Here is a 25,355-nt window from a genome sequence, read left to right on the forward strand (position 1 = left end):
GTGCGACGTTGCCATCTTCGTTTTGGCGCTTTGGGAGGCTTGATTTCTCGGCACATGCGGCACCCCGAACTCGCCGCCTTCGGCGGCTCGAACAGCGGGGCCCCCGCCGCAGCGCCGAGAAATCAAGCAACTCCCAAAGCTTTGCGTTGTGCAATGTGCCTGAGTAGGATCAGGAGCGGGTTGCAGGCGCGAGTCGTGGGCGTCAGATGCTTCGAGGCCGTTACTTCACGAATTTGGACAGGAGCCGTATGTAGGCCACTTGGTAACCATTGGAGTTTTCGGTCACGGACCAAGAATTGAGCGGCCAGCTCGTATTGAAGTCCTTGTACGACTTTTGCGCCGGTTGACCTTTGGGTGGCGAAATGGTCTCCGATGTGCAAATGGCGTTGTTTTGAGGGCTCCCGCATCCGCCCGGGCAGCAACCATCCCAATTGTAGCTCGGGTTGGGTCCGCCCGTCAGAAAACCCGGAGCCGGACCGTGGGTCGATTGACCGACGCGATCCCACTTCGCGCTGCCGTTTTCGAACCATGCATGGTAAAACTCGTTTGCGCTGTTCTCCGCTCCGAAGCCGGACATATTCGACAGGAACACGAGCCCAAACGGGTTCGTGCCGTGCAAGTAATGCACGTAGCGCGCAGCAGCCTGCTCGGCAGCGGCATATTTCGTCGCGTCGACACCGAACGTAATGATGTTCCAAAACATGTTACCTTGGTGCGACTTCGTCCCATTGCTACCCCAAACGTAATCTTTGAGGTACGCGCGATAGGGATCCGTCTCGTTCGTCATGGCACCGAAGTTCTCATTGCCGTTCATCGCGCTGTTGTACGTATTCAGAATCGCTTGCGAGACTGCCGCCGTCGCCCCCGGCAATTTCGCGTAATAAAGAAGCGCGTCCTGTTGCTCGGTTTCGAACGGATACGCGAAGCTCCACTGCATCAAGTGGATTTGCATGTAGTTGCTATCGACGAATTGGCGATAGGTCGGTTTCCCTGTCGCCTCGAAAAGGTACGCGGCCGCTTCCACTTTTTTGCTCAACCGGCCATAATCGTCCGTTTCTTGTTGTCCCGCGCCGAGCCCTGCGGTGCCGGAATTGTTGTCGTTGTTGTAGAACGTCACGTTCGGATTCGCATTCGCCCAGTTCCATGCGTTTTCTGCGCGCGCCACCAAATCGTCGGCATACGCCGTGAGCGCCGGATTGTTCAGCGACCTGAATACTTTCGATCCATAGGCAAATGCCAGCGCTGCGCTCAAGGTCGCCGACGTGCTCGCCGTGCCATAAAGACTCGGCCCCGTCGCCGCCGATGGTGGACTTGCGTGCGCGACGCCGACGATGCTGAGCACCGAGCCATTTGCATTTTGCATGCGCACGAGCCAATCCATGCCCCACTTGACTTCGTCCACGATGTCGGGGATGCCATTGCCCGATTCGGGAATTCCATAATCGTCGGTGAATGCAACCTTGTTTTCGCTGTATGCTTGAAGCAACGTCGTCACGTACCGCGCCGTCCAATTCGTGTACTTGTTGTAATCGCCCGCGTCGTACCAACCTCCGGACAAATCGCGCTCCGTTCCTGCGTCGTTCGGAGCGTTGTACCGCCGGCAATTCTTGTCTTGCAGCGGGCCCAAATGGCTCGCTCCATCGGCCCATGCAGCTCCCGCATGCTCCGCTTTCTTTTCGTGGCCCGCTCGCTGATAGAAGAACGTGCGAACGGCTGCTTTCAGTACGTCGCGATAAACGTCATTCGCAATGCGCAATTCATGCGAACGCACGTCGTTCGTCGTATCGTGCACGTAATACGTTCCGGGCGCGGTTATCGCGGAAAAGTCGAACCACCATACCTTGTCACCGCTCGATGGGTCGACCATGCTGTTTTTCCACGGAGTAAGGCCTCCCGTGACGACTTGTGCTCCCGTATTCGCATTCACGAGCGCGTACGTGCCCCCGGGTGAAAACGTTTGCGCGGCATCGAATCCCATCTCGGGGTCGCGAATGACGGCAATCTTTTGCGCATTGGGTAAATATCCGAATTGATCCACCACGATGTAAGGGCTCGGAGGTGGCTTGACGGGCATCATGCCTCCGCCCGATCCACCACTGCCTCCCATTCCGCCGGCGCCTCCCATTGCGCCGCCAGCACCACCAGCGCCTCCCATTGCGCCGCCCGTGCCACCAGCACCGCCCATTGCGCCGCCAGCACCGCCGGCGCCGCCCATTCCAGCCGAGCCGCCACCGCTGCTCGATGAGGAGCTGGCTCCACCTTCGCCTGCAGAACCACCTTCGCCTGCGCTACCTCCCGAGCTGGAACTGCTCGGGCTGGTCGAAGTGCCGGTGGTGCTACTGCTGTCGCATGCAGCGATGAGAACGAATGAAAGCAGCGGAAAACAAGCCAAGAGCGAACGCTTCATGAAGAACCTCCGCGGCGATGTTATCATGATGTCGATATCGCGTCTTCAGCAGCACGAATTGATCGAACCGCACCACATCATGCACCACTCCGACTGGCTCGCGCGTCGCGCTGCCCTTTCACCGAACAAAGTCGCGCTCATCGACAATGTGCATGGTGGACAAACCATCACGTATCGCCAATGGAATCGTTCGGCGAATCGAACCGCACACTTTCTGCACGAGCGCCTTGGCATGAATAAAGGTGATCGCGTCGCTGTGCTTTCGTTGAACGACGTCGACGTGCTCGATGTCTGGTTTGCCTGCGCCAAACTCGGCGCCATCTTCGCGCCGCTCAATCATCGGCTCACGCCGCGCGAGCTTGCGTTATACCTTTCGACGATTACGCCCACGATTCTTGCTTATGGCAAGGAGTTTGCCCCCATCGCGTCCGAGCTTCAAGCCACGCAAGGTTTGTCCGTACGCAACTTCGTGGCGCTCGATGGAGCTGCGCGCGCACGAGGCGACGACGTCGACTTTGCCGATCGCGCGCTCGCATCCGATGCGCAGCCTGCGCCGGTCGACGTTGCATGGGACGATCCGTGGGTTCTTTGTGGAACGGGCGGTACGACGGGTACGCCCAAAGCCGCGAAGCTCACGTACCGCAGCATGACGGCCAATGCGGTGAACACCGTATCGAGTTTTGGCCTCGTTTCCTCGGACGTGACGCTGCTCAACGCGCCGCTTTTTCACACCGGAGGACTCAACGTGTTCACGGCGCCGCTCGTCTTCGCGGGCGGCACGTCCATCGTGTGCCGATCGTTCGATCCCGAAGAAGTTCTCGCGTCGGTCGCATCCAAAGGTGTTTCGATTTTCTTTGGTGTACCAACGATGTTCCTGAGTTTGTCGCAGGCCGCAGAGTTTGCCCAGGGAGCCCTTCGAGCGCTCCGCATTTGCATCAGCGGGGGCGCGCCGTGTCCCGAGCCCATTTTTCACGCGTATTGGGACTGCGGCATCGATCTGAAGACGGGATACGGTTTGACCGAAGCGGGGCCGAACAACTTTTGGCTTCCTGCGGAGGACGCTCGGCGCAAGGTGGGATCCGTCGGCGCGCCGCTCTTTTTCGTGGACATGCGCATCGTGGATGAAGCACGCGCTCCGGTTTGTCCGGGCGACGTGGGCGAGCTCGAGCTGCAAGGTCCGCACGTGTTTGGCGGCTACTGGGACGCTCCGAAGGCGACGGCGGACGTGCTCGCGGGTGGCTGGTTACGCACGGGCGATCTCGCGCGACAGGACGACGAAGGTCACGTGTTCATCGCGGGGCGCAGCAAGGATCTCATCATTTCGGGCGGGGAAAACATCTATCCGGCCGAAGTCGAAGCGGTGCTCATGGCGCATCCCGACGTGATCGAAGCAGCGGTCATCGGCGTTGCGCATGCGAAGTGGGGACAAGTGCCGCGAGCGATCGTCGTGCTTCGAGAAGCGGCCCGGACAAACTCAACCGCGCTTCGTGAAACGCTCGGGACGTTCTGCCGCGCGCGGCTTGCGAAGTACAAGGTGCCCGAGTCGTTCGTGTTCGCAGCGTCGTTGCCGCGCACGGGCGCAGGCAAGATCGACAAGAAGCAGCTTGCGCGTGACTACGCGTGACGACGTCGACGACGTGTTCACCTTCTATCGACGAACCGTCGCGCGTGAGGTATGAGTGCACCTCCCATGACGTTCCAAGATCTCATCCTCACCCTTCAAAAGTTCTGGGCCGAGCGTGGTTGCCTCGTCGTGCAGCCGTACAACTCCGAGGTTGGCGCAGGCACGTACAACCCCGCGACGTTCTTGCGAGCGCTCGGGCCCGAGCCTTGGAACGTTGCGTTCGTCGAACCGTCTCGTCGTCCCGCCGATGGTCGGTACGGGGAAAACCCGAACCGCATGCAGCAATTTCACCAGTTCCAAGTCATCTTGAAGCCGAGCCCGCTCGATATTCAGGACCTGTACCTCGAATCGCTCCGAGCGCTCGGCACGGACCCGCTCAAGCATGACGTTCGGTTCATCGAGGACGATTGGGAGTCACCGACGCTCGGTGCTTGGGGTTTGGGTTGGCAGGTTTGGATTGACGGACTCGAGATTTCGCAATTCACGTATTTCCAGCAAGTGGGCGGAATCGATTGTCGTCCGGTATCGGGCGAGCTGACCTACGGGCTCGAACGCATTGCGATGTATTTGCAGGACAAGGACAGCATTTACGACGTGGTGTATTCGAATTCGGGCGGCAAGGTCGTTCGTTATGGTGAATTGTACCAGCGCGCCGAATGGGAATGGTCCACGTACAATTTCGAGGAAGCCGACATCGACGAACACTTTGCGGCATTCGACAAATACGAGAGCGAAGCGAAGCGGCTGCTTTTCCGCGGCGTCGATCCTCATGCGAAAGGCGCCAAGCCGGATGCGAAAAAGGCGCTCGTATTGCCTGCGTACGATTTCGTCGTGAAAGCGGCGCATCGTTTCAACGTGCTCGATGCACGCGGGGCGATCAGCGTGACGGAACGGCAAAGGTTCATTGGGCGCGTGCGTGCGCTCGCGCGACTCGTGGCCGAAAGCTACTTGGCACAACGCGAAGCGCTTGGATTTCCGCTCCTGCCGCAGCAAGAAAAACTCGCGGCCGAATAACGAATACATTCAAAAAACAATCCATTTCGGGGAGGCTCCCGCATGCGAAGGCTGGAAGGCAAGATCGCTCTGATTACGGGCGGTGGGTCGGGTCTTGGGGCAGCTTCGGCGCGGCGACTCTATGCGGAAGGTGCATTCGTATGGATTACCGATCGCGTGGCCCCTGGCGGGCAGGCGCTTGCCCAAGAGCTTGGTGAGCGGGCCATTTTTCGCGAGCTCGACGTGACGAAAGAAGCGGCGTGGATCGAGGTCATCGATGCCATTGCCGCAGCTCACGAAAAACTCGACATTTTAGTCAACAATGCGGGCGTGGGCGTTGTTGCGGACATCGAGGAGACGACGCTGGAGCAGTGGCGATTCGTGCATTCGGTGAACGTGGAGGGCACGTTTTTAGGGTGCAAACACGGCATTCGATTGATGAAAAAGAGGGGCGGCAGCATCATCAACATATCGAGCATTGCGGGCATGGTGGGCGATCCCAAGCTGGCTGCGTATTGTTCGAGCAAAGGTGCGGTGCGGACGTTGACGAAAGCGGTAGCGGTGCATTGCGCACGAAAACAATATGGAATTCGAGTCAATTCCTTGCATCCGGCGTTCATCGATACGCCGATGGTGGACGGAATCGTTGCGGCGGCAAAGGATCAGGAAAAAGCGCGAGCAGGCTTATCGCGAGCGATTCCACTGGGCCACATCGGGGAACCCAATGACGTGGCCGCAGCGGTCGCATACTTGGCTTCGGATGATGCGAAATTCGTGACGGGCGCGGAGCTCGTGCTGGATGGCGGGTTATTGGCGCAGTAGCAAATTTATTTTGCTCGGACAAACCTATTCGTCCGCCATGAAATCCCGCCGCGTGCAAATCGATACCACGGGCAAACCCGCCGCATGAACTCGTTCGGAATGAGCCATCGTCATCGCGTCGTCAAGAGCTTCACTCGTTGGGTGTCTCGTTCGTAATGTGGGGCGTGGGATCAATTACGTTGGCTGCTTGTTCATTCGAACCAGACTGTTCCCACATACGAGGGAGCTGCGAATGTTTCGCCTTGGATATTCGATATTGCATGGGCCTACAGATGATGTGTTCGACGAGAATGCCTTCTGTGGGCGACAAGAAGGATTCAGTGCGGCACGCGATGGCGGAGAAGGCGGTATCGGCAGAAGCTACAACTACACGCTCGCCACTTTCTAAACAGCCCGCGTCGCATGCCATGAGTACTGCTTGTACACACAACGCAAACCCCCCGCCGAGTACGCCATACGCTTCGGATATGGGTGTCCATTCACCGGATCGTTCGCGACCGACATGGATTCCTTTGAAGGGGAGGTGTGCTGTGACCACTGCAACACCCAATGCTGCAAGCTCGTCACGCATTGCTTGCTTAATGCCTGTGCGAACCGTCGGGCTACCGGGATCGGCGGGATTCGTGCGGTAAGGGCGTCCGAAGGGAGGCGTAACAGCAATGAGCTGAAGATCGGAGTAGCCTTCCTGGGTTAGGATTTTCGTTGCTGCAAAATGCGCTCCTGCCCCAGTTCCGCTGAAAATGACCACCTTCTTAATTTGGGTGTGGATGCACCATTCAATCGATTGCATGATGCAGTCCTGCAAGAAATCTTTACCTTCACCGGGGAAATAAACAGTGGATTCATGCCTCATAGTTTTTTCCGTACTGGGTATGTGCCGTCATTGCGGTACGCAGCTACCATCCGAATAAACTCGCGTGGATCGATATCTTTTACATTGGGCGTTACGCGATCACATGAGACGTGCTCTCCAACATTCGGCAGGATATGAACGTGATGTCCGAACTGGTCCAAGTCGAATCGAAAGATCGCGTCACCTAGCTGCACGCCATAATGCAGCGCATAGTGTTTTCGCTGCCAGTTGCAAAGGTCCACTTGCGCTTCACTCTCGGGCATATAGGGTGGCGTGCCATGCCGCGCGTTAAGTTGGATTTCAATTTTAAGATCGTGGCCATCTTTGAGCGAGAAGATGAGGCGCAGCCAAATGCCGGCAATAGCGTCGTTGTGGCTTCCCGAGGGTCTTGTTCTCAGCTGCCCGGAGTTGAATTCGCCCGGTCCCAGTTGCTCTACGGCCGCAATCAAACCAGGAAAAAATCGCTCCCAATATCGATATTGCTTTTGATCCAAAGCCATTGTTGTTACGGTTCCCTTTAAAGTCTAAAACAAATAGTACAAAGATAGAAAGGGCCGCATCTGCGGCCCCACCCTCACTCTCTACCGAAGTAGATTGTTCCCATAGTTCTAATTCTTCGTCTGGAGCATCAGCGTCTAGCCATGACCTGTACCAGCAGTACACGCTGTGCCATCGGGCGACCAAATCATCTTCGTGCAATCGATTCGCCCGATCGAGCGCCATGAGCGTCTGGCGAACATTTCGACGAATTTTCAACCGTTCGGCTAGTTCTCTTTCGATCTCTTGCAATTCGGCTAGCACATCATCGAAGGAGTCGAAAGACACCGGAGCAGAGTCTTCCGTATCTCTACCATTTGCAGGCTCGGTTTGTTTCACTGCTACATCCATGACCAATTCAAATGATGCCGAAACTCCTGCTCAACGTCAAGGAACAATGTCGGACCTTGTGCTTGATCAGGTGCCACTGCTCGTCATCATCGTTCGGGACAGTTTCTAAAAATTTTTCTCATCCGCCATGAAATCCCGCCGCGTGCAAATCGACACCACGGGCAAACCCGCCGCTCGAATTGCCTCCGCCCCGCCTTCGAGCCTGTCCACGAGCGCCACGACACCCACGACACGCGCGCCTACCGCCCTGAGTTTGTCCACGGCCTTCAGCGTCGATCCGCCCGTCGTGATGACGTCTTCGAGCATCACCACGGGGATATCCTTTGTGATCGAACGATCGCCCTCGACGAGCTTCTTCGAGCCGTGGTCCTTGACTTCCTTGCGCACGTAAAGCGCGGCAAGCGGGCGGCTACGTACGAAGCTCGTGAGCGACACGGCGCTCGCGAGCGGACACCCTCCGAGCTCGACACCCGCGACCGCTTCGCACGGCGGCAAGGCATCGAGCGCGTCGAACATGAGCGACCCGACGAGCACGTGGCCCTCGGCGGTCAGGATCGTTTGCTTGCAGTCGATGAAAAAGTCGCTCTCGCGGCCCGAGGCGAGGATGACTCGTTTGCGTTCAAAGGAACGCTCGCGGAGCAGCTCGACGAGCCGCTCCCGTTCGGTTTTGCTCACTTCGCTCCGGCTCCCTTGCGCCTGACTTGTGCCCTTGCTCCTTTGGGCACGGCGGGGACGACGGGAGGCGGCGGTCCGCCACTTTCTGCTTCCACCGCGACGTTTTCTACCGGTTCTTCCGGAGAAACCTCGGCAATGGCGGGCTCTTCTTCAGCAGCAGCAGGCGGCGGTGCTGCGGCGGGCACGGGCGTAGGCGCAGGAGCCGGAATCGGTGCGCGCGCGGGCGCTGGTGCACGTGCACGCGCCGCGGGTGCTCGCGCCGGTGCGGGCGCTGCGGGTTTGGCCGCGGGTGCAGGCGCACGAGCGGGCGCGGCGGCAGCGCGTGCGGCAGGCGCCGGGGCTGCATGGCGGGCTGCTGGAGCTGCGGCAGGTGCGGCAGGCGCGGCGCGGCCTTTGGGCGCTTGCGCAGCAGCAGCCGCGGGTTGCGGAGCCCTTTCGGGAAGCGGTGCGCCCGTTGCGACGTGGCCACGAATGAGCCCGCCTGGTCGAATGCCAATTTGCGGAGCGCCGATGTCGCCGACGATGCGAGCGCCCGGCTCGACGACGATGAGCTCGTTTGCTGAAACGTTTCCAGCGACTGCACCGCGTACGATGACGCGACGACCGGACACGTCGCTCTTGATGAGCGCCGTATCCGCGATGACGAGCTCGCCTGTGACGACGACGCTCCCCTCCACGAAGCCGTGGATGTCGAGGTCACCGTCGCTGCGGACTGAACCGCGGATCGTTGTGCCGCGGCCGATGGTCGAGGGCGTCGTCATGGGTCACACGTCCATGTCGACGTTGCCCTTGAACGAGGCACCGTCTGCAATGGTGAGACGCGCAGCCTTGACATCACCCACGAGCCTTCCGCCGCTGAGCAAGTCCACGCGGTCGGATGCGCTCGCGTTGCCCGTCATGGTGCCGCCGATCGAAAGCGAAGCCGCTGCAACGTCGGCTTCGACGATGGCGCCGGTTTCAATGGTGACTCCTGCATCGACGTGGAGCTTGCCACGCACCGTGCCGACGACGACCACCTCTTCATCCGAGGTGATCTCACCTTCGATCGTCATGCCGTTGCCGATGATCGTACCCGCCACGTTTCACGCTCCTCGCCGCGCGGTTGGCGACGTTTGTCCTTCCATTACCGAGCCCCGGACGAACCACCCAAGAGTTCGGCCGGCAAGTCGAAATCTGCTTCGATGCGCCCAGAGAATTCAGCGCCTTCTTCGAGGCTTACCTCGGGGCCTCCGAGGCTTCCCGCGACCTTGGCCGACGCGCGTACCACGATGCCGCCACGACTCGACACGTCTCCGGTGAGCGCACCGCTGATCGTGACCGTCGCGGCGTCGACGTTGCCTTGTACTTCGGCGCCTTCCTCGACGACCAGCTCGCCGCTGACGCTCACGTCGCCTTCGACACCGCCCTCGATGCGTAGATCGCCATCGCCTTGGATGCGACCACGTACGCGCGTGCCGCGTCCGAGCACGGAACCGTTGGTGTCCAAATCGTTCGTCTCCACCGCCGTTGCCGCTGCGCCCATGAACCTTCTCCGCGCACTTTACGCTTCCGCCGCGACAACTGTTTCGACATTTGGAGCTTCGGATCGCTTGCCGCGTCGTTCGCCCCAAACCCCAGTTGGTTTGGCAAAAGGCGCGCGCAAGCTACTCCAAGGCGATCGCGTCGGCAACGCTCGTCTGTCGTCTCGAACGCCGAGTCTCGCGTAGCTTCGTGGAACCCTCGCGATCGACCGTCGGGTGGGCACTTTCAGCCGCTTCGTGCAAGGATGCGCCCGTGGTCAGCCAGGCGGCACCTACCGATGTTTCTCTCGCGACGCCGACGCGCGAAATTGCCCGAGGCGTTGCGTGGCTCGCCGGCACCGCGATCGCCGTGCGCCTCGCCGAAATCGTCGTCGGTCGTAGCCCCCTCGGCGCCGCACTCGCAGGCGCAGTCATCGTCGACTTGGCGATGACTCGTGCCGGCGTGCGTTGGGACAACCTCGACGACGCGAAATCGAAACGATCTTCGTCCCGCATGTGGCAAGGCATCGGCATCGGCGTTGCTGTGGCAAGCGCGCTCGTGCTCGTACCGCTCGTCGTGAGCATCATCGTTGGAGCTGCAACCATTCAGCCGGGCACTCCATCGAGCTCGCTCGTGTTCGGCCTCTTGCGCGGAGCGTCCGTGGGCGTACGTGACGAACTCCTGTACCGCGGCCTGCCGCTGCTCGTCGCTGCGCGTGCGGGCGTGCGCTTGCCGGTTGCGATCGGCTACGCCGCGCTCGCGGGCACGAGCGCGCTCGTGTTCGCGGGAGGTTTGTCCTGGGAAGCTTTGCTCCTTGCGGCGTCGCAAGGCGTCCTCTTCGCGATGCTTTGGGCTCGTACGAATGCTGCGTGGGCCCCCGTCTCCGCGCACGCTGCGTGGGTATTTCTCACGGGCGTGGGCCTACGTGGAGGCATCGTCGAAGTGTCGTGGGAGAGCGGCATGCTCACGGATGGTACGCGCGCTCGCGGCCTTCCTGCTCTCCTTTGTGTTTTCGTCGCGGTCTTGCTGACCGCATTCGTTTCGAAGAAACTAGCAAGAACCTCGGAGATTCCCCATGGCCGTGCGTAACCGTGAATCGATCGTGTCTTTGCCAATCTGTTCGGCGCTTCTGATTGCTGTCGTGTCGAGCTTCGGATGCAAAGGCAGCTCGGCTCCGCCCGCTCCGGCCGTGGATGCACCTGCGACGGTGCCCGAAGCGAAACCTGCGGAGCCCGTCATGGGCAAACTCGACGAAAAGAATTTCAGCCTCGAGATGAAAGCAGCGGGTCCGTACACGGCGGGGCAGCAGGGCACGGTCGAAGTGGTGCTCGAGCCCAAGGGCGCATTTCATTGCAACCAAGAATATCCCTACAAAATCAAGCTCGGGACGCCGCCTGCGGGAATCACGTATCCGACGCCGGTCGTAAAGACGGATGCCGTGACCATCACGCCCGAAAAGGCGGTGATGAAGGTGCCCTTCGTGGCGGAAAAGCCCGGCGAAGCGAAGGTTTCGGGTAATTTTTATTTTTCGGTCTGCACGTCCGAGCAATGCGTGATCGAAAATCGTGAATTGGCCGTGCTCGTGAAGGTCGACTAGTTTTGCGGTTTGGCCAGCTTGACCCGCAGGTGACCGGTGCTCGTTTCGCCGCCTCCGAAAGCGAGCACCTTGATTGCGTAATCGCCCTCTGTTTCGGGCAGCTTCAGCTTGAAGCTGGCTTTACCATTCGCGACGGGCTGTTCGTCCCGAGAAACCACTTTGTCCACGGCCGCTTTGTAGGTTTGTCTCAGCGTATCCCACATTTCGCGCTCCGGCATCACTTTCAGGGCAATCGCCGAAGGCACCGCGGCGCGCACGACGCTGCGTTTCGTTTCGATCGTGAGCAGCGCTTTGCCCGATGCGACTGCATTGCTCTCCACGTTGACGTTCACCGTGGTTCCTGGAGCAAACGCCGTCGTTTCGCCGTCGATCGTCACCTTGGCGCTCGAGGGGTATTGCAGCACCGTCGCCGGATCGCCGAATAGATTGTAGAGCCCCATGTGTTCTTCCGCAAGCTCGACGGGATCCGATTCGAAGAGGAGCGGAGCGAGCGGCAATTCTCCTTCGCGCATTCGCTGCTTGGCCGTCACGATTCCTTCGCCAATGGTCGGGGCGCGTTCCGTGATGAACGTTTGCACGATGGCGTCGCCGTAAAGCGCATTCGAATAAGGGTGACTGTTGCGGCTCGAGGCGAAGGAAGCAATGGCGCCACGCGGATTGAGCGCCATGACCTCGGCGATCGATTGAATTCGTTCGCGGAGATCGAAAAAACCATTGCTGCACGTGAGCGAAATGAAAAAAGGTTGTCCTTCCTTGATCTGCATGAACTCGAGGTCGAACGTGGAGCCGAGCTGATAATAATTGTATTGGTAGCGCACGTCGTCGAAATGCGTCGGGGCGCCGTGTCCAACGTATCCGGCAATCAACGCTCCCTCCTCCAGACGGGAAACGAGTTTTTCCTGTAACTCGGGAAAAGGATAAGCCCAGGGTGAGCCGAGCTTGGGGAACACGATGTCGACGTCCCAATCGTAAGGGACTTTGTCGTCGAGCGTGCGGGTCATCGTGTTCTCAATCATGAAATCGGCCAACGGGCCGAAGTCGGCGGGACCGGTGAAAATGGTCATGCTGCGGCGCCAAGCGCCTTCCGATTTCGTCGTTTCATACCGGATCACCTTTTTTGCGAATCCGACGACATCCACCGCCAAACGTGCGGGGATGCGTCCTACCGCAAGTGGTCTTGGATTGGCTTTTGCATCGAGGCTCGGTTGTCCCGGCGCATCGATGTGCGCATAGGCATAAGGCTGGTCCGTCGCATATTCGGATTCACTGTATCGAATACGCCGCCGCTCGGAAGCGCTCCGTAAATCGTCGCGCACGCGATCGAAGGGATCGTCATCCAAATAGCGGAGTTTCGTGCGGTAAAACGTAGGCACCAAGGACCGTTCGGGGTCCAATTCATCATAGCCCGGAGCATCGCCGACGAGCAGCACGAAGCGCAGCCGCGATCCGCTCGCGGAAGCGACTTTGCGGATGGCTTCGAGGATGGGCGCGGTGGCGTCTTCCTGATTTTCGGTTGCAGGAATGATGTCTTCGAGCGCAATACGCTCGACGCCGAGCCCTCGCGCTTCGCGGTGGGCAAGGAGCGGCTCTGCGGCCTGTAGCAAGACGCGCGGGCCGATTGCGACGTAATCGACGTCCGCTCGTCCCGCCGCACGATCGATGACGGGCGCAGATGACGAGCGCGGCACTTTCGGTGCCGTCGTCGACCCGCAGGCGCCGGATAGAAGGAGCAATGGGCCGCCAAACACGGCAAGTGCCGCGCTGCGAAAAACACGCATGGGTCCATCGTACATCGTGGCGACGCGCGGTTCCAGGGATGATTTGGGCCCGGTAGAACTGGATCATCGATGTCCCAGGTGGATCGTCGATGGCCCATGCTCGAGCGACGAAAGGTGCCAACCCCTTTGGGAAGAAGTGGTTCAAACAACTAAAATAAAGCGCTCTAGAAAACGTGCCCCTGCCTTTCGAAAGGTGCCAACCCCTTTTTGGATCCACTATCAATCCGTAGTTCTTTGATCTTCGCGGATGGTGACACCTGGCAAGGCATTTGCTAACATGGGCAGCTAATGCGCGTCGTGCGCGTCGCGCAGTTGACGGGATTGCTTAGGAGTAGCCATGTCGGGCTCAACGTACACGGTCAAGTCTGGGGACACGCTCGGTGCAATTGCGAGCCGCAATGGGACGACGGTCAGCGAGATCTTGAAGGCGAATCCGAGCATCAAGAATCCGAACGCGATCTCCGTTGGACAAAAAATCACTCTCCCGGGCAAAAGTGGTGGTGGCGGCGCAGGTGCGGGTAGTGGCGGCAGCCCTGCGCCAAAACCCGAAGAAAAGCCGCCCGAAGAATCCAATTCGCAGCCGTCGGGCAGCGAGATTTTTCCGCTGTGGATCAGGCCCACCGCAAGCTGGAAGAATGGGCCCAGGTACTTTGGTTGCGGCCGAAGTGGCGGGCGCAAACACGCTGGTGTCGATCTTTATGCGCCATTTGGTTCGAAAGTCCGCGCTATTGCAGACGGCGTGATCATTCAGAAGCCGTATTACTTCTACGACGGCACGAACGCTCTCGAGGTGTTTCACCCGGGCATTGGCGTCGTGAGGTATGGCGAAATCAGCTCGAGCAAGAAGGTGGCGGTCAAGGCAGGGCAGCAGGTCAAAATGGGCGAGCTCATCGCATACGTGGGACTGCTCGATTCATTGAACATGTCGATGATTCATTTCGAGCTCTTCGGTGAATCGGCGCGAGGCAAAAACCTGACGGGTGGAGGCCCTTATCGCCGTCACCCGGCCCTCAAAGATCCCACACCCCTCGTGGATAGGCTTTACAAAAAGACGTTTGGTTGAGATTCCGCAACAAGCGGCGTTTGGAGAATGAAGACCATGAGCAACGCACAGTTGTCCTTCGAGTCCGGCGAACACCTCGACGTTCGCACGTTTGCGGTGCACGAGGCTATTTCGGCTTCCTTTCAAATCGATATCGTCGCCATGGGTGCGGACGACGTCGACCTCGAAAAGCTCAGCGGACGCCCAGCGTCATTTACTCTATCTGGCATCGGCGGCAAGCGCACCTGGACGGGCGTGTGTGCGCGCATCACGCAAACGAGCGTCGAACCGGATGGTTTGTCCACGTACGCGGTGAAAATTGCGCCGCAATTTTGGATGCTCAACCATCGCCGCAATCACCGCGCATTTCAGCATTCATCGGTTCCGGACATCGTCGAGAAAATCCTCAATGAATGGCAAGTGCCCTTCGAAATGAAGGTCGACGGTGCAGCCCACGGCAAGCGCGAATTCTGCGTGCAATATGGCGAAACGGATCACGACTTCGTTCGGCGCCTCCTGGTCGATGCGGGCATTTCGTTTCATTTCTCGACGCCCGAGGGATCCAATGAAACGAAAATGATCATCACGGATACGCCGACGTCTGCCGAGCCGCGCTCGAAACCGCTCCCATTCATGCGTTCTCCGAGCATGGGCGAAAAAAGCGAGCACGTGACCGAAATGTCGCTGCAGCAAATGGTGAAACCGGGCAAAGCCGTCGTTCGCGATTTCGATTTTCGTCGCCCAAGCTTCCAGCTCGCAGGGTCCCATGGAGGTGGCTCGAATGCCCTCATGGAAGATTATTTCTACGTTCCGGGCGCGACGAACGTCAAGGGCGACGGCGCTGTCGACAACACGCCTCACGCCGATAAAGAAGGCGCATATCGTCACAACGAAAAAGAAGCCACCGCGCGCGCTCAGCGGCATACCGAAGCACTGAAAGCCGCTTCCTGGCGCGCCTCGTTCAATACATCCGCAATCAATGTTGCAGCGGGCGACGTCATTTCCATCAGCGGTCATCCGCATCCGAGCGTCAAGAACGGGAAAAAGCTGCTCGTCACGTCGTCCTTCATTACGGGCGAAATCAATGAAGATTGGAATGCCGGTGCCGATGCGGTATCGGCCGAAGCGCCGTATCGTCCAATGTTGACGACGAGCAGCCCCACCGACCCGCATCGCAGCGAAGAAGATGGTCCGTTCAAGGCCGTGACGAAAGCGGACAAACCCCGCATTCAAGGGCTTCAAAGCGCGACGGTGGTGGGTCCGAAGGGCGAAGAGATTCACGTCGATGAATTCGGGCGCGTAAAAATCCAATTCCCTTGGGACCGCGAAGCGAAGGGCGACGAAAAAGGGTCGTGCTGGGTGCGCGTGGCGCAGCAATGGGCAGGTCCCGGCTACGGCATGATCACGATGCCTCGCGTGGGGCAAGAAGTTCTCGTCGGGTTCCTCGAAGGAGATCCGGATTTGCCGATGATCGTCGGGCGCATGTTCGATACGACGTCGCCCGTGCCGTATCCGATGCCGGAAAACAAAACGCGCACGACGTTGAAATCGAGCTCGAAAAATGGCGGCAATGAAATCACGTTCGAGGACAAAGCGGACGGCGAGCTGTTTTACTTGGCCGCGACGAAAGATTTCCACAAAATCGTCAAAAAAGACGAGCTCGAAGAGACCAAGGGCAACCGGCACGTCACGGTGGAGGGAGATCTGATTCTATCCGCCAAGGGGAACGTGATCATTCAGGCGGGTAAGGAATTGGTCGTCAAGGGCGGGCCGAAGGTGCAAATCAATCCGCCGGGGCAAATTTCACAAGCGGACAAACCCAAGGAATTGTCGGGACAGCAAGGGGGAGCGAAGCCTCCGCCGAAAGAGGAAGCTCCGAAAGCCGCGCCTCCGAAGCAAGAAGCGCCGAAGCCGAAAGAGCAGCCGGCCAAACCCGCGCCTGCACAGCAGCCTTCGGGCAAGTCGCAAGCAGCGCAGCAAAACGAACGCCTCTTCAAGATGAATCCGGGTGGGCCGACGGGCAAATTCCAGCAAGTCGCGGCGGCGCGCAAAGCTCACGCGGAGAAATATCAAGAATTGGCCAAACAGATTGGCGAAAAGCACAACATCCCGCCGGCCATGGCGCTCGCCTGGATGAATCGCGAATCGGCCTTCGGCGAATTCTTGGATTCGCGCGGGTACAGCAAGTTCGATGGGCAAGGGTTTGGCCTCTTCCAGGTGGACAAACGCTACCATACGCCGAGGGGTGGTCCGGCCGATTGGAATCACATCGATCAAGCGATGGGGATTTACAAGGATTACGTCTCGCAGATCAAGTCGAAGAACCCAGGCTGGACCGAAGAAGAATACATGGCCGCAGGTCTCGTTGCCTTCAACGCCGGACCGGGCAATGCGCGAACTCGACCGTCGAGTCCCGCGGCATGGGCGCAGCTCGATAGCGGAACGGCTCATATCGCGGATCCGAAGGGCGACTATTCGCGTGACGTTTGGTCCGAAGCGCAATGGTACGCGAAAAACCTGAAGTGGTAATCTTCGTGGAGGTTTGGCCATGACACTTTTGGTTGCTCGCAAAGACGTGGACATCTGCACCGGACATGATGCTTGTCCGCCGCGAAAAGCCGTCGAAGGAAGCCCCGACGTGTTCCTCGAAGGGTACGCCGTGGTGCGGCAAGGAGACCTTTGGGAATCGCACGGGTGCCCGGCGCACCCGCCGCACCAAGGCCGCGTGCTTCAAGCATCGGACGAGGTGATCGTCAATGGTTTGCCCGTGGTTCGAGTCGGTGATCCGCTCGATTGCGGAGGCAATGTCCAGACGGGATGCGAAGCCCTTTATGCTGGCGGAAAATTGTCGTCAGCGAATCCAAACGCCATCTTGAGCAGAATGGATCCGGGCGAAATGCCGCGCGCGACCGAAGAAGCGCCGCTCGATGCCGCAAGGGCCCAAGAGCTCGTGCCTCTTGCCAAAGAGCTCGGCGAACAGTACGGAATTCCTCCCGCGCTGGCACTCGGCATTGCGAGTCGTGAATCCGGGTTCGGTCGCCATTTGGACGAAAACGGATACGGCAAATACGATAGCAATGGATATGGTATGTTCCAGGTGGACAAACAGTACCATACGCCAACGGGTGATCCGTACAGCAGGGCGCATGCCGAACAAGCCATGGGGATTTTCCGCAATGATCTGGATCGCGTAGCTGCCGCGCATCCCGATTGGCCCCGCGAGCAGCAGTTAGCGACTGCCACGGCTGCTTACAATTTCGGTTATGGGAATGCGCGCACACAGCCGGCGGATGCCGCAGGTTGGGCGAGACTCGACGACGGCACCTCGGGCGACGATTATTCGCGTGACGTCTGGGCGCGCGCGCAGTATTTTGCAGACAACCTGGAGTGGTAATACGCCACTGCTCGACTTCGTCCTGCACTTCTCATGCGCATCATCAATTCTCCGCCGTTCGCCACGAGCTTCATCACGTGGCAAGAGCAACCTGGGCAATGGACGCTGACGCTCGTTTGCAAAGCGACGTTTTCGCTCGTGCCAGGAACTGCAGTCGTTGCGGCGGAGCCGGACGGAATCAACGACCACGACAACCATTGGGACGATGATCCGCAAAAGAGCGTTTATGCTCCGTCGGATCTCGTTCCGTACAAACCCAATCCCGAAGTGCTGCTCGTCGGCAATGCTTTCGCGCCGCGTGGTGAACCCGTGCGTTCACTTTTTGCGCGTCTGGTCGTCGGGCAAATGGACAAATCGGTCGAGGTATTTGGTCAGCGTACGATTGCGCCCGATGGATCGCTCGTGGAAGGACCGCGGTGGGCGCAGATGTCGCTTCGTTACGAGCGAGCTGCGGGGGGCGAGGGGTCTTGGAATCCCGTGGGCGTGGATCCTTCGGCGACGGATCCTTATGGTCGTCGCACGCTTCCCAATTTGCAGCCGCCCGCATTTCCCGATGTCGATCGTGGAGCACCCGTACCGGCCATTGGCTTCGGGCCGATGGCCGCGCGGTGGCCTGCTCGGAGTGACAAACTCGGGCCGCTTTCGGCCGCCTTTCTGCAAGGTAACTGGACCGAAACGGCGCTGGGGATGGACTTCGATGGTTCGTACTTCCAAGCGGCACCCTCGGATCAATTCATTGACGAAATCCGGGCCGACGAAACGATCGTGCTCGAAAATCTGCACAAAGACGTGGAACGGCTCGTCACCCGTTTGCCTGGGCTGAGGCCGCGAACTCGGGTCGAAATCGATGGTCTCCCGCCGTGGGAATTGTCGCTCGTCGCGGACACCTTGTGGATCGATACGAATCGGGCCATTTGCACGGTCATTTTTCGCGGGCAACTTCCGCTGGATGGCCGAGACCAACCGGGCACGATATACATTGGCGTCGAATACCCAGGCGAACCCGTGCGGTTTCCAGATCCCCCACAACGACCGCATGCCGCGAGCGTCCCGGAAAGCCCAACCGACGACGATTTCGACGACATGGACAATACGCACACGAATGCGGACGCGCTCGAGGGGCTCGATGCGGTTTTACCTTTCAAGAGCTCGCCGTCGCCCGCATTGCCGTGGGATCCTGGCGCCACGCCACCTGCGCCCGTTCGGTCAGCTTCGCCCATGCGTCCGAAACGCCCGGAAGACTTTGGCGCAACGGGTATCTTTCCGGCCGTATCCGTTTCCGGTGCCATGCCAACGTGGCTCGACAAAGGCGCCGCATCGAAATCGCGCTCGGCGCAGGCACCTCGGTCGACGGCGCCGCCTCCTGTCGCTCAGCAGCCATTGCAAGGTGCGCCGGTTGCGCCACCGCCGCCCGTTGCGCAAATGCTTCGCTCGAATGAAGTGGCGCCGCCGAGCTTGGCAGCGGCGAGTCACCGAGCGGCTGGCATTGAAAGCGTTCCTGCAGCATCGCGATCCGCGCCGCCGGTAGCGCCGCCCATGTCACGGCCCGTGCCGCCCATTGCGCCGCCCATGACGATGCCGATTCCGCCCGGCGCTCCGCCACCGCCGCCCATGCGAAGCTACGCGCCGACGCTGCCGGGCATCGTGGCGCAGCCTGCGCCGGGCGCGCCCGCGCCGCCCGTGGCGCCCGTCGGTACGACATTCGGTCAAGCCGCTGTGCTCGCGGCAGCGAAGGCGCATGCAGCCGTGCCGCCGTCTGCTCCGTCTTCGCCCTCTTCCCCGGCTCCTCCGGCGCTCGAAAAGGATCGATCGCGCGCGGGCAAACCGGATCCGCGAATGCTCGCGACGGCCGCATTTCTGGGAGCTGCGGAAGCATCGAATGCGGCGGCGACGACGTTGCCCGAGGAAAAGGACGACAAACTGCCGAAAGACAAGGTTTCGGCAAGTGCGTCTGGACCAACCCCTGGGCGAATGCTCGTCGACATTCTGTGGTACGATCCCGCAGTTGCCCCGCGTCTCGAGGAAAACCCCGCGTGGAAGCGCATTTTGGACGTCGATCCGCCGGAAGAAAAAAAGAACGAAGACGCGGACGGTTACCTCGAGCCGGACCTGGACAAACCCCAGAAAAAACCCGTCGAGCCTATCGAAAAGACGCCCGAGCAGAAGGCGAAGGACGAAAAGTCTAGGGTCTCGAAAGTATTGTCGCGCGCGACGCCCACCATCGACGTCGAGAATGCGCTTTTTTCGGCCGTCAATGACGATGGCGTGCTCGAGCCTCCGCTTTGCGTGGTAGCGGGCGAAATCGAATTGCCTTTCGACGAGGTCGAGACGCTGAGGGTGCTCACGAGCGCGGCGGCGCCGCTGGCGACGGGTGACAAGAAATTGAAAGAAACGGTCGATTTGGCCAATGAGGCGCTCGGCACGCCGCTCGGCAAATCACCCGAAGTCGCTGCGAACTTTTCCGTGCGTGTACGCGAAGCCTGGATGAAGGCGAATCGCATGCTTCCATCGGATTATTTGGACGTGCATTCACGCCGCGTGCTGCTCGAACAACGCAAGTATCAAATGCGCGAGCTTGCTTCGGCGGAATGGATTCGTGCGGTGCTCCATGGAGTATCGGGGGACAAACCAATTCCGACGTATCTGCCGGCGGATCTGTCGAAAAAGCTGCCGCTTTTCATCAAGTTTTCCGTGCGGCTCATTGCGGAAGTATTGCCGCAGCAGGATCAGAACGAAGCGCATGCGATTGCGCTGCGCGTGTATGCGCTTGCGCGCACGATTCCCGTGCGGCCGAGGCGATGACGAAGGTCACGGAACCCCAAAAATCGTGCGCGAAAGCATTCCGAGCCCAAAGCTCGACATGTTCGCGATGAATGCCCATCGCCATGGTTTTTCGAGGCCCAGAAATCGAAAATAAAGCGCTTCGGCAACGACGGCGAACGTTTCGGCAAAAGCCACCATGACCCAATACTTCGCGTCGCTGCTCATCCGTAACGATGCATGTGGTGCGTATGCGGATTGGTAAAACCAATCGAAGAGTTCCGGAATGACGAACCAGACGATGGGATGCGTCAGCGCCGTTGCCCCAAAAGCTTCGTGCACGCGCGCTCGCAGGCCGCGCATGTAAATGGGCATTTCGATGATTTGGGTGAACAAAAACGCCCAGAACCAAGGCATCGTCGTTGATTTCGAGCGGTAATCAGAAGATTTGCACGGACGTCGGAGGCGATTCGTGTTCGTCGTCGAGGAACCATTCAATCCAGGGCATGGCGCCTTCTTCGGTGACGACGAGCTTGATGGGAACGAGCGGTTTGCGCACGGCGATGACGATGTTGCCAATCATGTTGACGATGGGCGAATTGCCGGACAAGACCGCGACGGCCTTGACGTATTGAGCGTATTCGGCGCTGGTCCAAAAGTTACGCGATTCCTGATCCGCCGAACGGATGCCTCGTGCGTCTACGAGCAGAGGAACTCGGAAACCGACATGCATTTTTTGGAGCACGCCCATGTCTTCGAGGGCGTCCTTGATCGTGTGCTCGATGCCGTCTTTGAATACTTTGCGAATGAACCCCCGTTTGTCCCAGCGAAATGTCGCGGCACGGGTTTCGTGTTGGATCGATTCGTCGAACATCTCGTCTCGCTCCTCAGCGCTTGCGTCGATCGTGAAGTCGTTTTTGTGAAAGCGCAATACCGGTCTTCAGCGTGCTGCACGTGACGATGCCCGATAAGTCCAAACCCGTTTCGATCAAGGTTCGAGCGACTTCGGCCCGCATTCCCGTCAGAAATACCTCGACGCCCAATAGACGCGCCGCCGATGCAGCGCGCATGATCGTGTTGGCGACGTCCGCATCCACGCCCGCGAGCGCCGTGATGTCGATGATCGCCACGCGCGGATGATTTGCGGCAATGCCTGAAAGGATCGACGTCAGGATCTGATCGGCACGTTCGGGATCGACGGCACCGACCAGCGGCATGACCATGATCTCGTCGCTGATCGGGATGAGCGGCGTGCTCATCTTGCGGATGACTTCGGCCTGCTCGCGAAGCTCGTCATGCAGCCGCTGCCGTTCTTCGTCGGCACGCTTGCGCTCGGTGATGTCGTGGAGCACGCACACGAAACCATCGAAACGTGAATCGTTGTAGAGCGCCGAGACCGAGCACGACACGACGATGCTCATGCCATGTTTGTCGACCAGAACGAGCTCTTCGCCGCGGAGCTGATGAATGTTTTCTCCGAGTTCCAAAGGGACAAACTCGGACAAGGGTTTGCCCACGAGGTCGCGACGAGCATGCCCGAGGAGGTCGGTCGCAGCGTTGTTCACCGAGCGGATCGAGCCGTCGTGCGTCGTGACGAACAGCGCATCCGGAAGCGACGCGAAAATGTTGTCGAGGTACGCGCGCGATACCGTCGTGCTCTGAAGCTCCTCGCGCAGCATGTTGAGGCCGACGGCGACCCCATCGATGGCATCCTTCGCCTCGCTGATCTCGGCACGCACCGAGTAGTTGCGAACGGCGATTTGCGTGACGACGTCCATGAGTGACGAAAGCCGTCCTTCGCGGACTTTGCGCTCGTGTGCAAGGTCGGCAGCAAGCTCGGCGAGTGCCCGCATGAGCTCGTTCGACGAGGAGCTGCTGACTTCGAGAGCACGCGCGGCGCCTTCGTAGTCTCCAGCTTGGAGCTTGCGCACGAGGTCGCCTGGGCTGCGAAATGCATCGCTGCGCGGCGAAGCGCTGTGGGGCCCCGAGCCAGAGCGTGAGGTGGGTCCGTCGTCGTATCCTCCGATGGCCATCTACGATCGATCTCCGCGGTTTGCAGCACGCTGCATGCTTTCAGATACCAAAGCCAAGGAGCAGCTTCAGCCGCGCACACGATACCTGTCATGGGCGTGCTGAAGCAATGTTGCTGTAGCGGGTTTGTCCTGCGCGCCTCGTTGCATGCGTCAGCGTGCTGGCGTGCGTACGCGCGGACGCAAGCGAGCTGTCGCATGCATGCAAGCAAACGACCGACGCGGCTCGCGATGGGCCACTTGCGCGCAGGTGAGGTGCGCATGGTTCGTGCAGGGGCTTCGGCGCCGCAAGGAGGCAAAAAGATGGCTGGAATTCTGCGTAGACGTGAAGGACAGCAAGGTGAGAGCCGCGAAATGGCGCGACAAACCCAAGGCCAAGATCCATTTCAATGGCTGGCCGCGTGGGATCCGTTTCGCACGTTCGGCACGCTGGATCCATTTCGTCGCATGCGGGAAATGATCATGGATCCATTTTCGGAACTACAGACCGGGTTTCCCGCCATGAGCCGCCGCTTCGTGCCCGACATGGAAGTGCGCGAGACAAAAGACAGCTATGTGATTTGTGCAGATTTGCCGGGTTTGCGCGAAGAAGATTTGAACGTCGACGTGACGGGCAATCGGCTGACGATCAGCGGCAAGCGTGAAGAGGAGCAGCGCGACGAGGGCGAGCGTTATTGGACCTACGAGCGCTCGTATGGGAGCTTCACGCGCTCGTTCATGCTGCCCGAAGGCACGTCGCCGGATCAGATCGACGCGCAGCTCAATAGTGGGGTGCTCGAGATTCGCATTCCCAAGACCAAAGGCGAAGAGGCGAAAAAGATTCCCATCAAGGGTGGAGGGCGCGCAGAGCAAGGCGTCCAATCTGGCCGCCGCCAAGTGGGGCAAGGGCAGGCGCAAGCGTCCTCGACGGGCGCGGGCGCGACGCAAACCGGTTCGGCTGCATCGACGGGGCAAGAATCGGTGCAAGGGGGCGCGCGAGAGAAAGCCGCGTGATGGACAAGCGTAGCGCCACGCTGCTATGAAAGGAGCGTGCTGCCGCTGCACTTCGTCGTGCTGCTCGCTGGAATCCAGGGTTTGTCCGAGGCACTTCCCGTGTCGCGCTCGGGCCACGACGTGGTGGCCTGGATCTGGCTCGAACCCGGTGCAAATGGCGCACGTCTAGAAACGCTTCTCCACCTGGCGACGGCCGCGGCGCTCCTCTTTGCCGCGAGGAAAAGGCTCGCTCATGCAGCAGGCGCGGGTCTTCGCGCCATCGCTCGGCCCGCGCTGTTTCGTTCGTCCGAAGGAGCGCACGATGCGGCGGTTCTCCTCACGGCATTCGTGGCGAGCTCGATCGTGCGAGCGCTCTTCCATCATTTCGCATTACCGTGGAAAACGACACCTGTCGCAATCGGTTTTGGATTGCTTCTGACGGGGCTGCTTTTGGCCACGACACGCCTGGTCGGCCCCGAGCGAAATACCGAAATAACGGTGCCGCTCGCTTTGGTGCTGGGCCTCGGGCATGGTATGGGGGCGCTTCCCGGCGGATCAGATATCGGCGCGGCGTTGGTGTTGGCAGCTTGGATGGGCACGAAAAACGACCTGGCGCTGGACCTCGCGCTCTCGCTATCGGCCGGGACGCTCTTGGTCAATTGTTTTTTGACATTCCATGAAGGTATGGCTTTGCCGGATATTCCAGCCGTCGTATTGATTGTTGGTTTCGTTACGGCATTTCTCGGTACGACCGTAGCGATAGGTGCAACACGTCTGCTTTTGGAAAAGCGAGCACTTTCGCTCGCTGCATTTTGGATCGTCCCGCTAGGACTTGCGACACTTGCATATTCGCGAGCCTTTTCCGAGGATCTGGCCCTCGCTCTGTTCACTCGACCAGGCTGACGAAAGACCATGAAACGACCATCGGTTCACGCATTGATTCTCGCTGGCGGCGCGGGTACTCGATTTTGGCCCGCATCGCGTTCACTCCGCCCAAAACAACTCTTGCCGCTCGTGGGGCATGATCCATTGATTCAGCAGACGGCAGAACGAGTGCTGCCGCTCGTCGGCTGGGATCGAATTCACGTTGCTACGGGAAAACACCTCGTCGAGCAAACGGCGGCTGTCTTGCCCGAATTGCGGCTGAGCAATACGCTCGTCGAGCCTGCGCCTCGCAATACCGCTCCGTGTATCGGCTGGGCGGCTGCGCGAATTGCCAGGACAGACCCAGACGCGGTGCTGATGGTATTGCCGAGCGACCATCATGTGCGCGATGTGCCCGCGTTCGTGCAAGCCATCGAACGCGCCGTGGCAAAGGCCGCATCCGGAACGATTACGACGATTGGGATCAAACCCACGCATCCCGAAACGGGGTACGGGTACATCGAAGTCGATGGTGAGATTGCAGGACAAGACGTCTGTCGCGCCAAACGCTTCGTGGAAAAACCGAATCGCGCTCGAGCAGAAGAATTCGTCGCGGGCAGCAGGCATTTGTGGAACGCGGGGATGTTTTTCTTTCGCGTAAAAGACATGCTGGCCGCCATTCGTCAGCATCTTCCCGCGCTCGCCGATGGGCTCGATGCCATCGACGCGGCCGCTCGAAAAGGCGAAGAAGACGCGGCGGTCGAGCGGCTATTTCCGTCATTGCCGTCGATCAGCATCGACCATGGCGTCATGGATCATCTTGCCGAATTCGCCGTCGTGCCCGGCGATTTTGGTTGGAGCGACGTGGGCAGTTTTCAATCCGCGTGGGAGCTGGCCGATAAGGACGAACGTGGCAACGTCGCGCCGGCTCATGCGGTTCTGGTCGATGCAGCGCGGAACCTGGTGATGGACTTGCGCACCGAAAAGACGCCTGCGGGGCGCGTCGTTGCGCTCGTGGGCGTCGAGGATCTCGTCGTCGTGGAGACGAACGACGCGCTTTTGGTCGTGCCGCGCTCGCGTGCTCAGGACGTCAAGGACGTCGTGGCGGCGCTGAAGGCGCGCGGACAGCAGCAACTCGTGTGAACGTTCGCCAAGG

23 protein-coding genes are annotated in these 25,355 nt (G+C 59.7%); 12 read left to right on the forward strand and 11 right to left on the reverse strand.

The genetic code is table 11. The annotated features are described in order from the left end of the window. Window positions 1-220 precede the first annotated feature (220 nt). The gene (locus tag IPM54_23200) at window positions 221-2,215 is read right to left on the reverse strand and encodes a glycoside hydrolase family 9 protein (GenBank protein ID MBK9262696.1); all 1,995 of its coding nucleotides are present in this window, start codon (window positions 2,213-2,215) and stop codon (window positions 221-223) included. Between the two features lie 271 nt (window positions 2,216-2,486). On the opposite strand from IPM54_23200, the gene IPM54_23205 reads away from it, so the two are divergent. The 3 genes from IPM54_23205 (at window position 2,487) to IPM54_23215 (ending at window position 5,846) form a co-directional block, all read left to right on the forward strand. Then, window positions 2,487-4,031 carry an AMP-binding protein gene (locus IPM54_23205; protein MBK9262697.1) on the forward strand — a complete coding sequence of 515 codons (1,545 nt, stop codon included), beginning with the start codon at window positions 2,487-2,489 and terminating at the stop codon, window positions 4,029-4,031. A 66-nt stretch (window positions 4,032-4,097) separates the two neighbouring features. Next, window positions 4,098-5,045, forward strand: a complete 948-nt coding sequence (gene glyQ, locus IPM54_23210; protein MBK9262698.1) for a glycine--tRNA ligase subunit alpha — start codon at window positions 4,098-4,100, stop codon at window positions 5,043-5,045. 42 nt (window positions 5,046-5,087) lie between these two features. Next, window positions 5,088-5,846 carry a glucose 1-dehydrogenase gene (locus IPM54_23215; protein ID MBK9262699.1) on the forward strand — a complete coding sequence of 253 codons (759 nt, stop codon included), beginning with the start codon at window positions 5,088-5,090 and terminating at the stop codon, window positions 5,844-5,846. 130 nt (window positions 5,847-5,976) lie between these two features. Here IPM54_23215 and IPM54_23220 read toward each other — a convergent pair whose 3' ends face one another. The 6 genes from IPM54_23220 to IPM54_23245 all read right to left on the reverse strand — a co-directional run bounded on the left by IPM54_23220 (window position 5,977) and on the right by IPM54_23245 (window position 9,784). Next, the gene (locus IPM54_23220; protein MBK9262700.1) at window positions 5,977-6,699 is read right to left on the reverse strand and encodes a hypothetical protein; all 723 of its coding nucleotides are present in this window, start codon (window positions 6,697-6,699) and stop codon (window positions 5,977-5,979) included. After that, the gene (locus tag IPM54_23225) at window positions 6,696-7,199 is read right to left on the reverse strand and encodes a hypothetical protein (GenBank protein ID MBK9262701.1); all 504 of its coding nucleotides are present in this window, start codon (window positions 7,197-7,199) and stop codon (window positions 6,696-6,698) included. The genes IPM54_23220 and IPM54_23225 overlap by 4 nt, the downstream gene beginning before the upstream one ends. Before the next feature lie 493 nt (window positions 7,200-7,692). Continuing rightward, the gene (gene pyrE / locus IPM54_23230) at window positions 7,693-8,262 is read right to left on the reverse strand and encodes an orotate phosphoribosyltransferase (GenBank protein MBK9262702.1); all 570 of its coding nucleotides are present in this window, start codon (window positions 8,260-8,262) and stop codon (window positions 7,693-7,695) included. Beyond that, window positions 8,259-9,023: a polymer-forming cytoskeletal protein gene (locus IPM54_23235; GenBank protein ID MBK9262703.1), complete on the reverse strand. Its 765-nt coding sequence runs from the start codon at window positions 9,021-9,023 to the stop codon at window positions 8,259-8,261. The genes pyrE and IPM54_23235 overlap by 4 nt, the downstream gene beginning before the upstream one ends. Window positions 9,024-9,026: 3 nt before the next feature. Continuing rightward, window positions 9,027-9,341, reverse strand: a complete 315-nt coding sequence (locus IPM54_23240) for a polymer-forming cytoskeletal protein (GenBank protein MBK9262704.1) — start codon at window positions 9,339-9,341, stop codon at window positions 9,027-9,029. A 44-nt stretch (window positions 9,342-9,385) separates the two neighbouring features. Next, on the reverse strand, window positions 9,386-9,784 hold the full coding sequence (locus tag IPM54_23245; GenBank protein MBK9262705.1) for a polymer-forming cytoskeletal protein: 399 nt from the start codon (window positions 9,782-9,784) through the stop codon (window positions 9,386-9,388). A 251-nt stretch (window positions 9,785-10,035) separates the two neighbouring features. Between IPM54_23245 and IPM54_23250 the strand changes: the two genes are divergently transcribed. Beyond that, a complete protein-coding gene (locus tag IPM54_23250) occupies window positions 10,036-10,851 on the forward strand; it encodes a CPBP family intramembrane metalloprotease (GenBank protein ID MBK9262706.1) in 816 nt (271 codons plus the stop codon). Next, a complete protein-coding gene (locus tag IPM54_23255) occupies window positions 10,838-11,359 on the forward strand; it encodes a hypothetical protein (protein ID MBK9262707.1) in 522 nt (173 codons plus the stop codon). Before IPM54_23250 ends, IPM54_23255 begins: the two co-directional genes overlap by 14 nt. Here IPM54_23255 and IPM54_23260 read toward each other — a convergent pair. Beyond that, window positions 11,356-13,137 (reverse strand): hypothetical protein, encoded by a 1,782-nt coding sequence (locus tag IPM54_23260; protein MBK9262708.1) that lies wholly within the window; start codon window positions 13,135-13,137, stop codon window positions 11,356-11,358. The genes IPM54_23255 and IPM54_23260 overlap by 4 nt on opposite strands. Before the next feature lie 337 nt (window positions 13,138-13,474). On the opposite strand from IPM54_23260, the gene IPM54_23265 reads away from it, so the two are divergent. The 4 genes from IPM54_23265 to IPM54_23280 are packed head-to-tail and all read left to right on the forward strand — an operon-like array spanning window position 13,475 to window position 20,375. Continuing rightward, window positions 13,475-14,200 (forward strand): LysM peptidoglycan-binding domain-containing protein, encoded by a 726-nt coding sequence (locus IPM54_23265; protein MBK9262709.1) that lies wholly within the window; start codon window positions 13,475-13,477, stop codon window positions 14,198-14,200. 36 nt (window positions 14,201-14,236) lie between these two features. Next, window positions 14,237-16,708: a type VI secretion system tip protein VgrG gene (tssI, locus tag IPM54_23270; protein ID MBK9262710.1), complete on the forward strand. Its 2,472-nt coding sequence runs from the start codon at window positions 14,237-14,239 to the stop codon at window positions 16,706-16,708. Window positions 16,709-16,727: 19 nt separating this feature from the next. Then, the gene (locus IPM54_23275) at window positions 16,728-17,573 is read left to right on the forward strand and encodes a PAAR domain-containing protein (GenBank protein ID MBK9262711.1); all 846 of its coding nucleotides are present in this window, start codon (window positions 16,728-16,730) and stop codon (window positions 17,571-17,573) included. Between the two features lie 33 nt (window positions 17,574-17,606). Then, entirely contained in the window at window positions 17,607-20,375 is a 2,769-nt protein-coding gene (locus tag IPM54_23280; protein MBK9262712.1) for a DUF2169 domain-containing protein, read from the forward strand. Window positions 20,376-20,381: 6 nt separating this feature from the next. Here IPM54_23280 and IPM54_23285 read toward each other — a convergent pair whose 3' ends face one another. From IPM54_23285 to IPM54_23295, 3 genes are read right to left on the reverse strand one after another with little or no spacing between them, the layout of a single operon-like run. Beyond that, window positions 20,382-20,750: a hypothetical protein gene (locus IPM54_23285; protein MBK9262713.1), complete on the reverse strand. Its 369-nt coding sequence runs from the start codon at window positions 20,748-20,750 to the stop codon at window positions 20,382-20,384. A 22-nt stretch (window positions 20,751-20,772) separates the two neighbouring features. Then, a complete protein-coding gene (locus IPM54_23290) occupies window positions 20,773-21,207 on the reverse strand; it encodes a hypothetical protein (GenBank protein MBK9262714.1) in 435 nt (144 codons plus the stop codon). 13 nt (window positions 21,208-21,220) lie between these two features. Then, the gene (locus IPM54_23295; GenBank protein MBK9262715.1) at window positions 21,221-22,366 is read right to left on the reverse strand and encodes a PAS domain S-box protein; all 1,146 of its coding nucleotides are present in this window, start codon (window positions 22,364-22,366) and stop codon (window positions 21,221-21,223) included. Between the two features lie 351 nt (window positions 22,367-22,717). Here IPM54_23295 and IPM54_23300 point away from each other — a divergent pair, with 351 nt between their 5' ends. From IPM54_23300 to IPM54_23310, 3 genes are read left to right on the forward strand one after another with little or no spacing between them, the layout of a single operon-like run. Continuing rightward, window positions 22,718-23,356, forward strand: coding sequence for an Hsp20/alpha crystallin family protein (locus tag IPM54_23300; protein ID MBK9262716.1), 639 nt, complete (start codon window positions 22,718-22,720; stop codon window positions 23,354-23,356). A 36-nt stretch (window positions 23,357-23,392) separates the two neighbouring features. Beyond that, window positions 23,393-24,238 carry a UDP kinase gene (locus IPM54_23305; protein ID MBK9262717.1) on the forward strand — a complete coding sequence of 282 codons (846 nt, stop codon included), beginning with the start codon at window positions 23,393-23,395 and terminating at the stop codon, window positions 24,236-24,238. 9 nt (window positions 24,239-24,247) lie between these two features. Continuing rightward, window positions 24,248-25,342 (forward strand): mannose-1-phosphate guanylyltransferase, encoded by a 1,095-nt coding sequence (locus tag IPM54_23310; GenBank protein ID MBK9262718.1) that lies wholly within the window; start codon window positions 24,248-24,250, stop codon window positions 25,340-25,342. The last annotated feature ends 13 nt before the right edge of the window (window positions 25,343-25,355 follow it).

Source organism: Polyangiaceae bacterium, from assembly GCA_016715885.1.
In the GTDB taxonomy this organism is placed as follows: domain Bacteria; phylum Myxococcota_A; class Polyangia; order Polyangiales; family Polyangiaceae; genus Polyangium.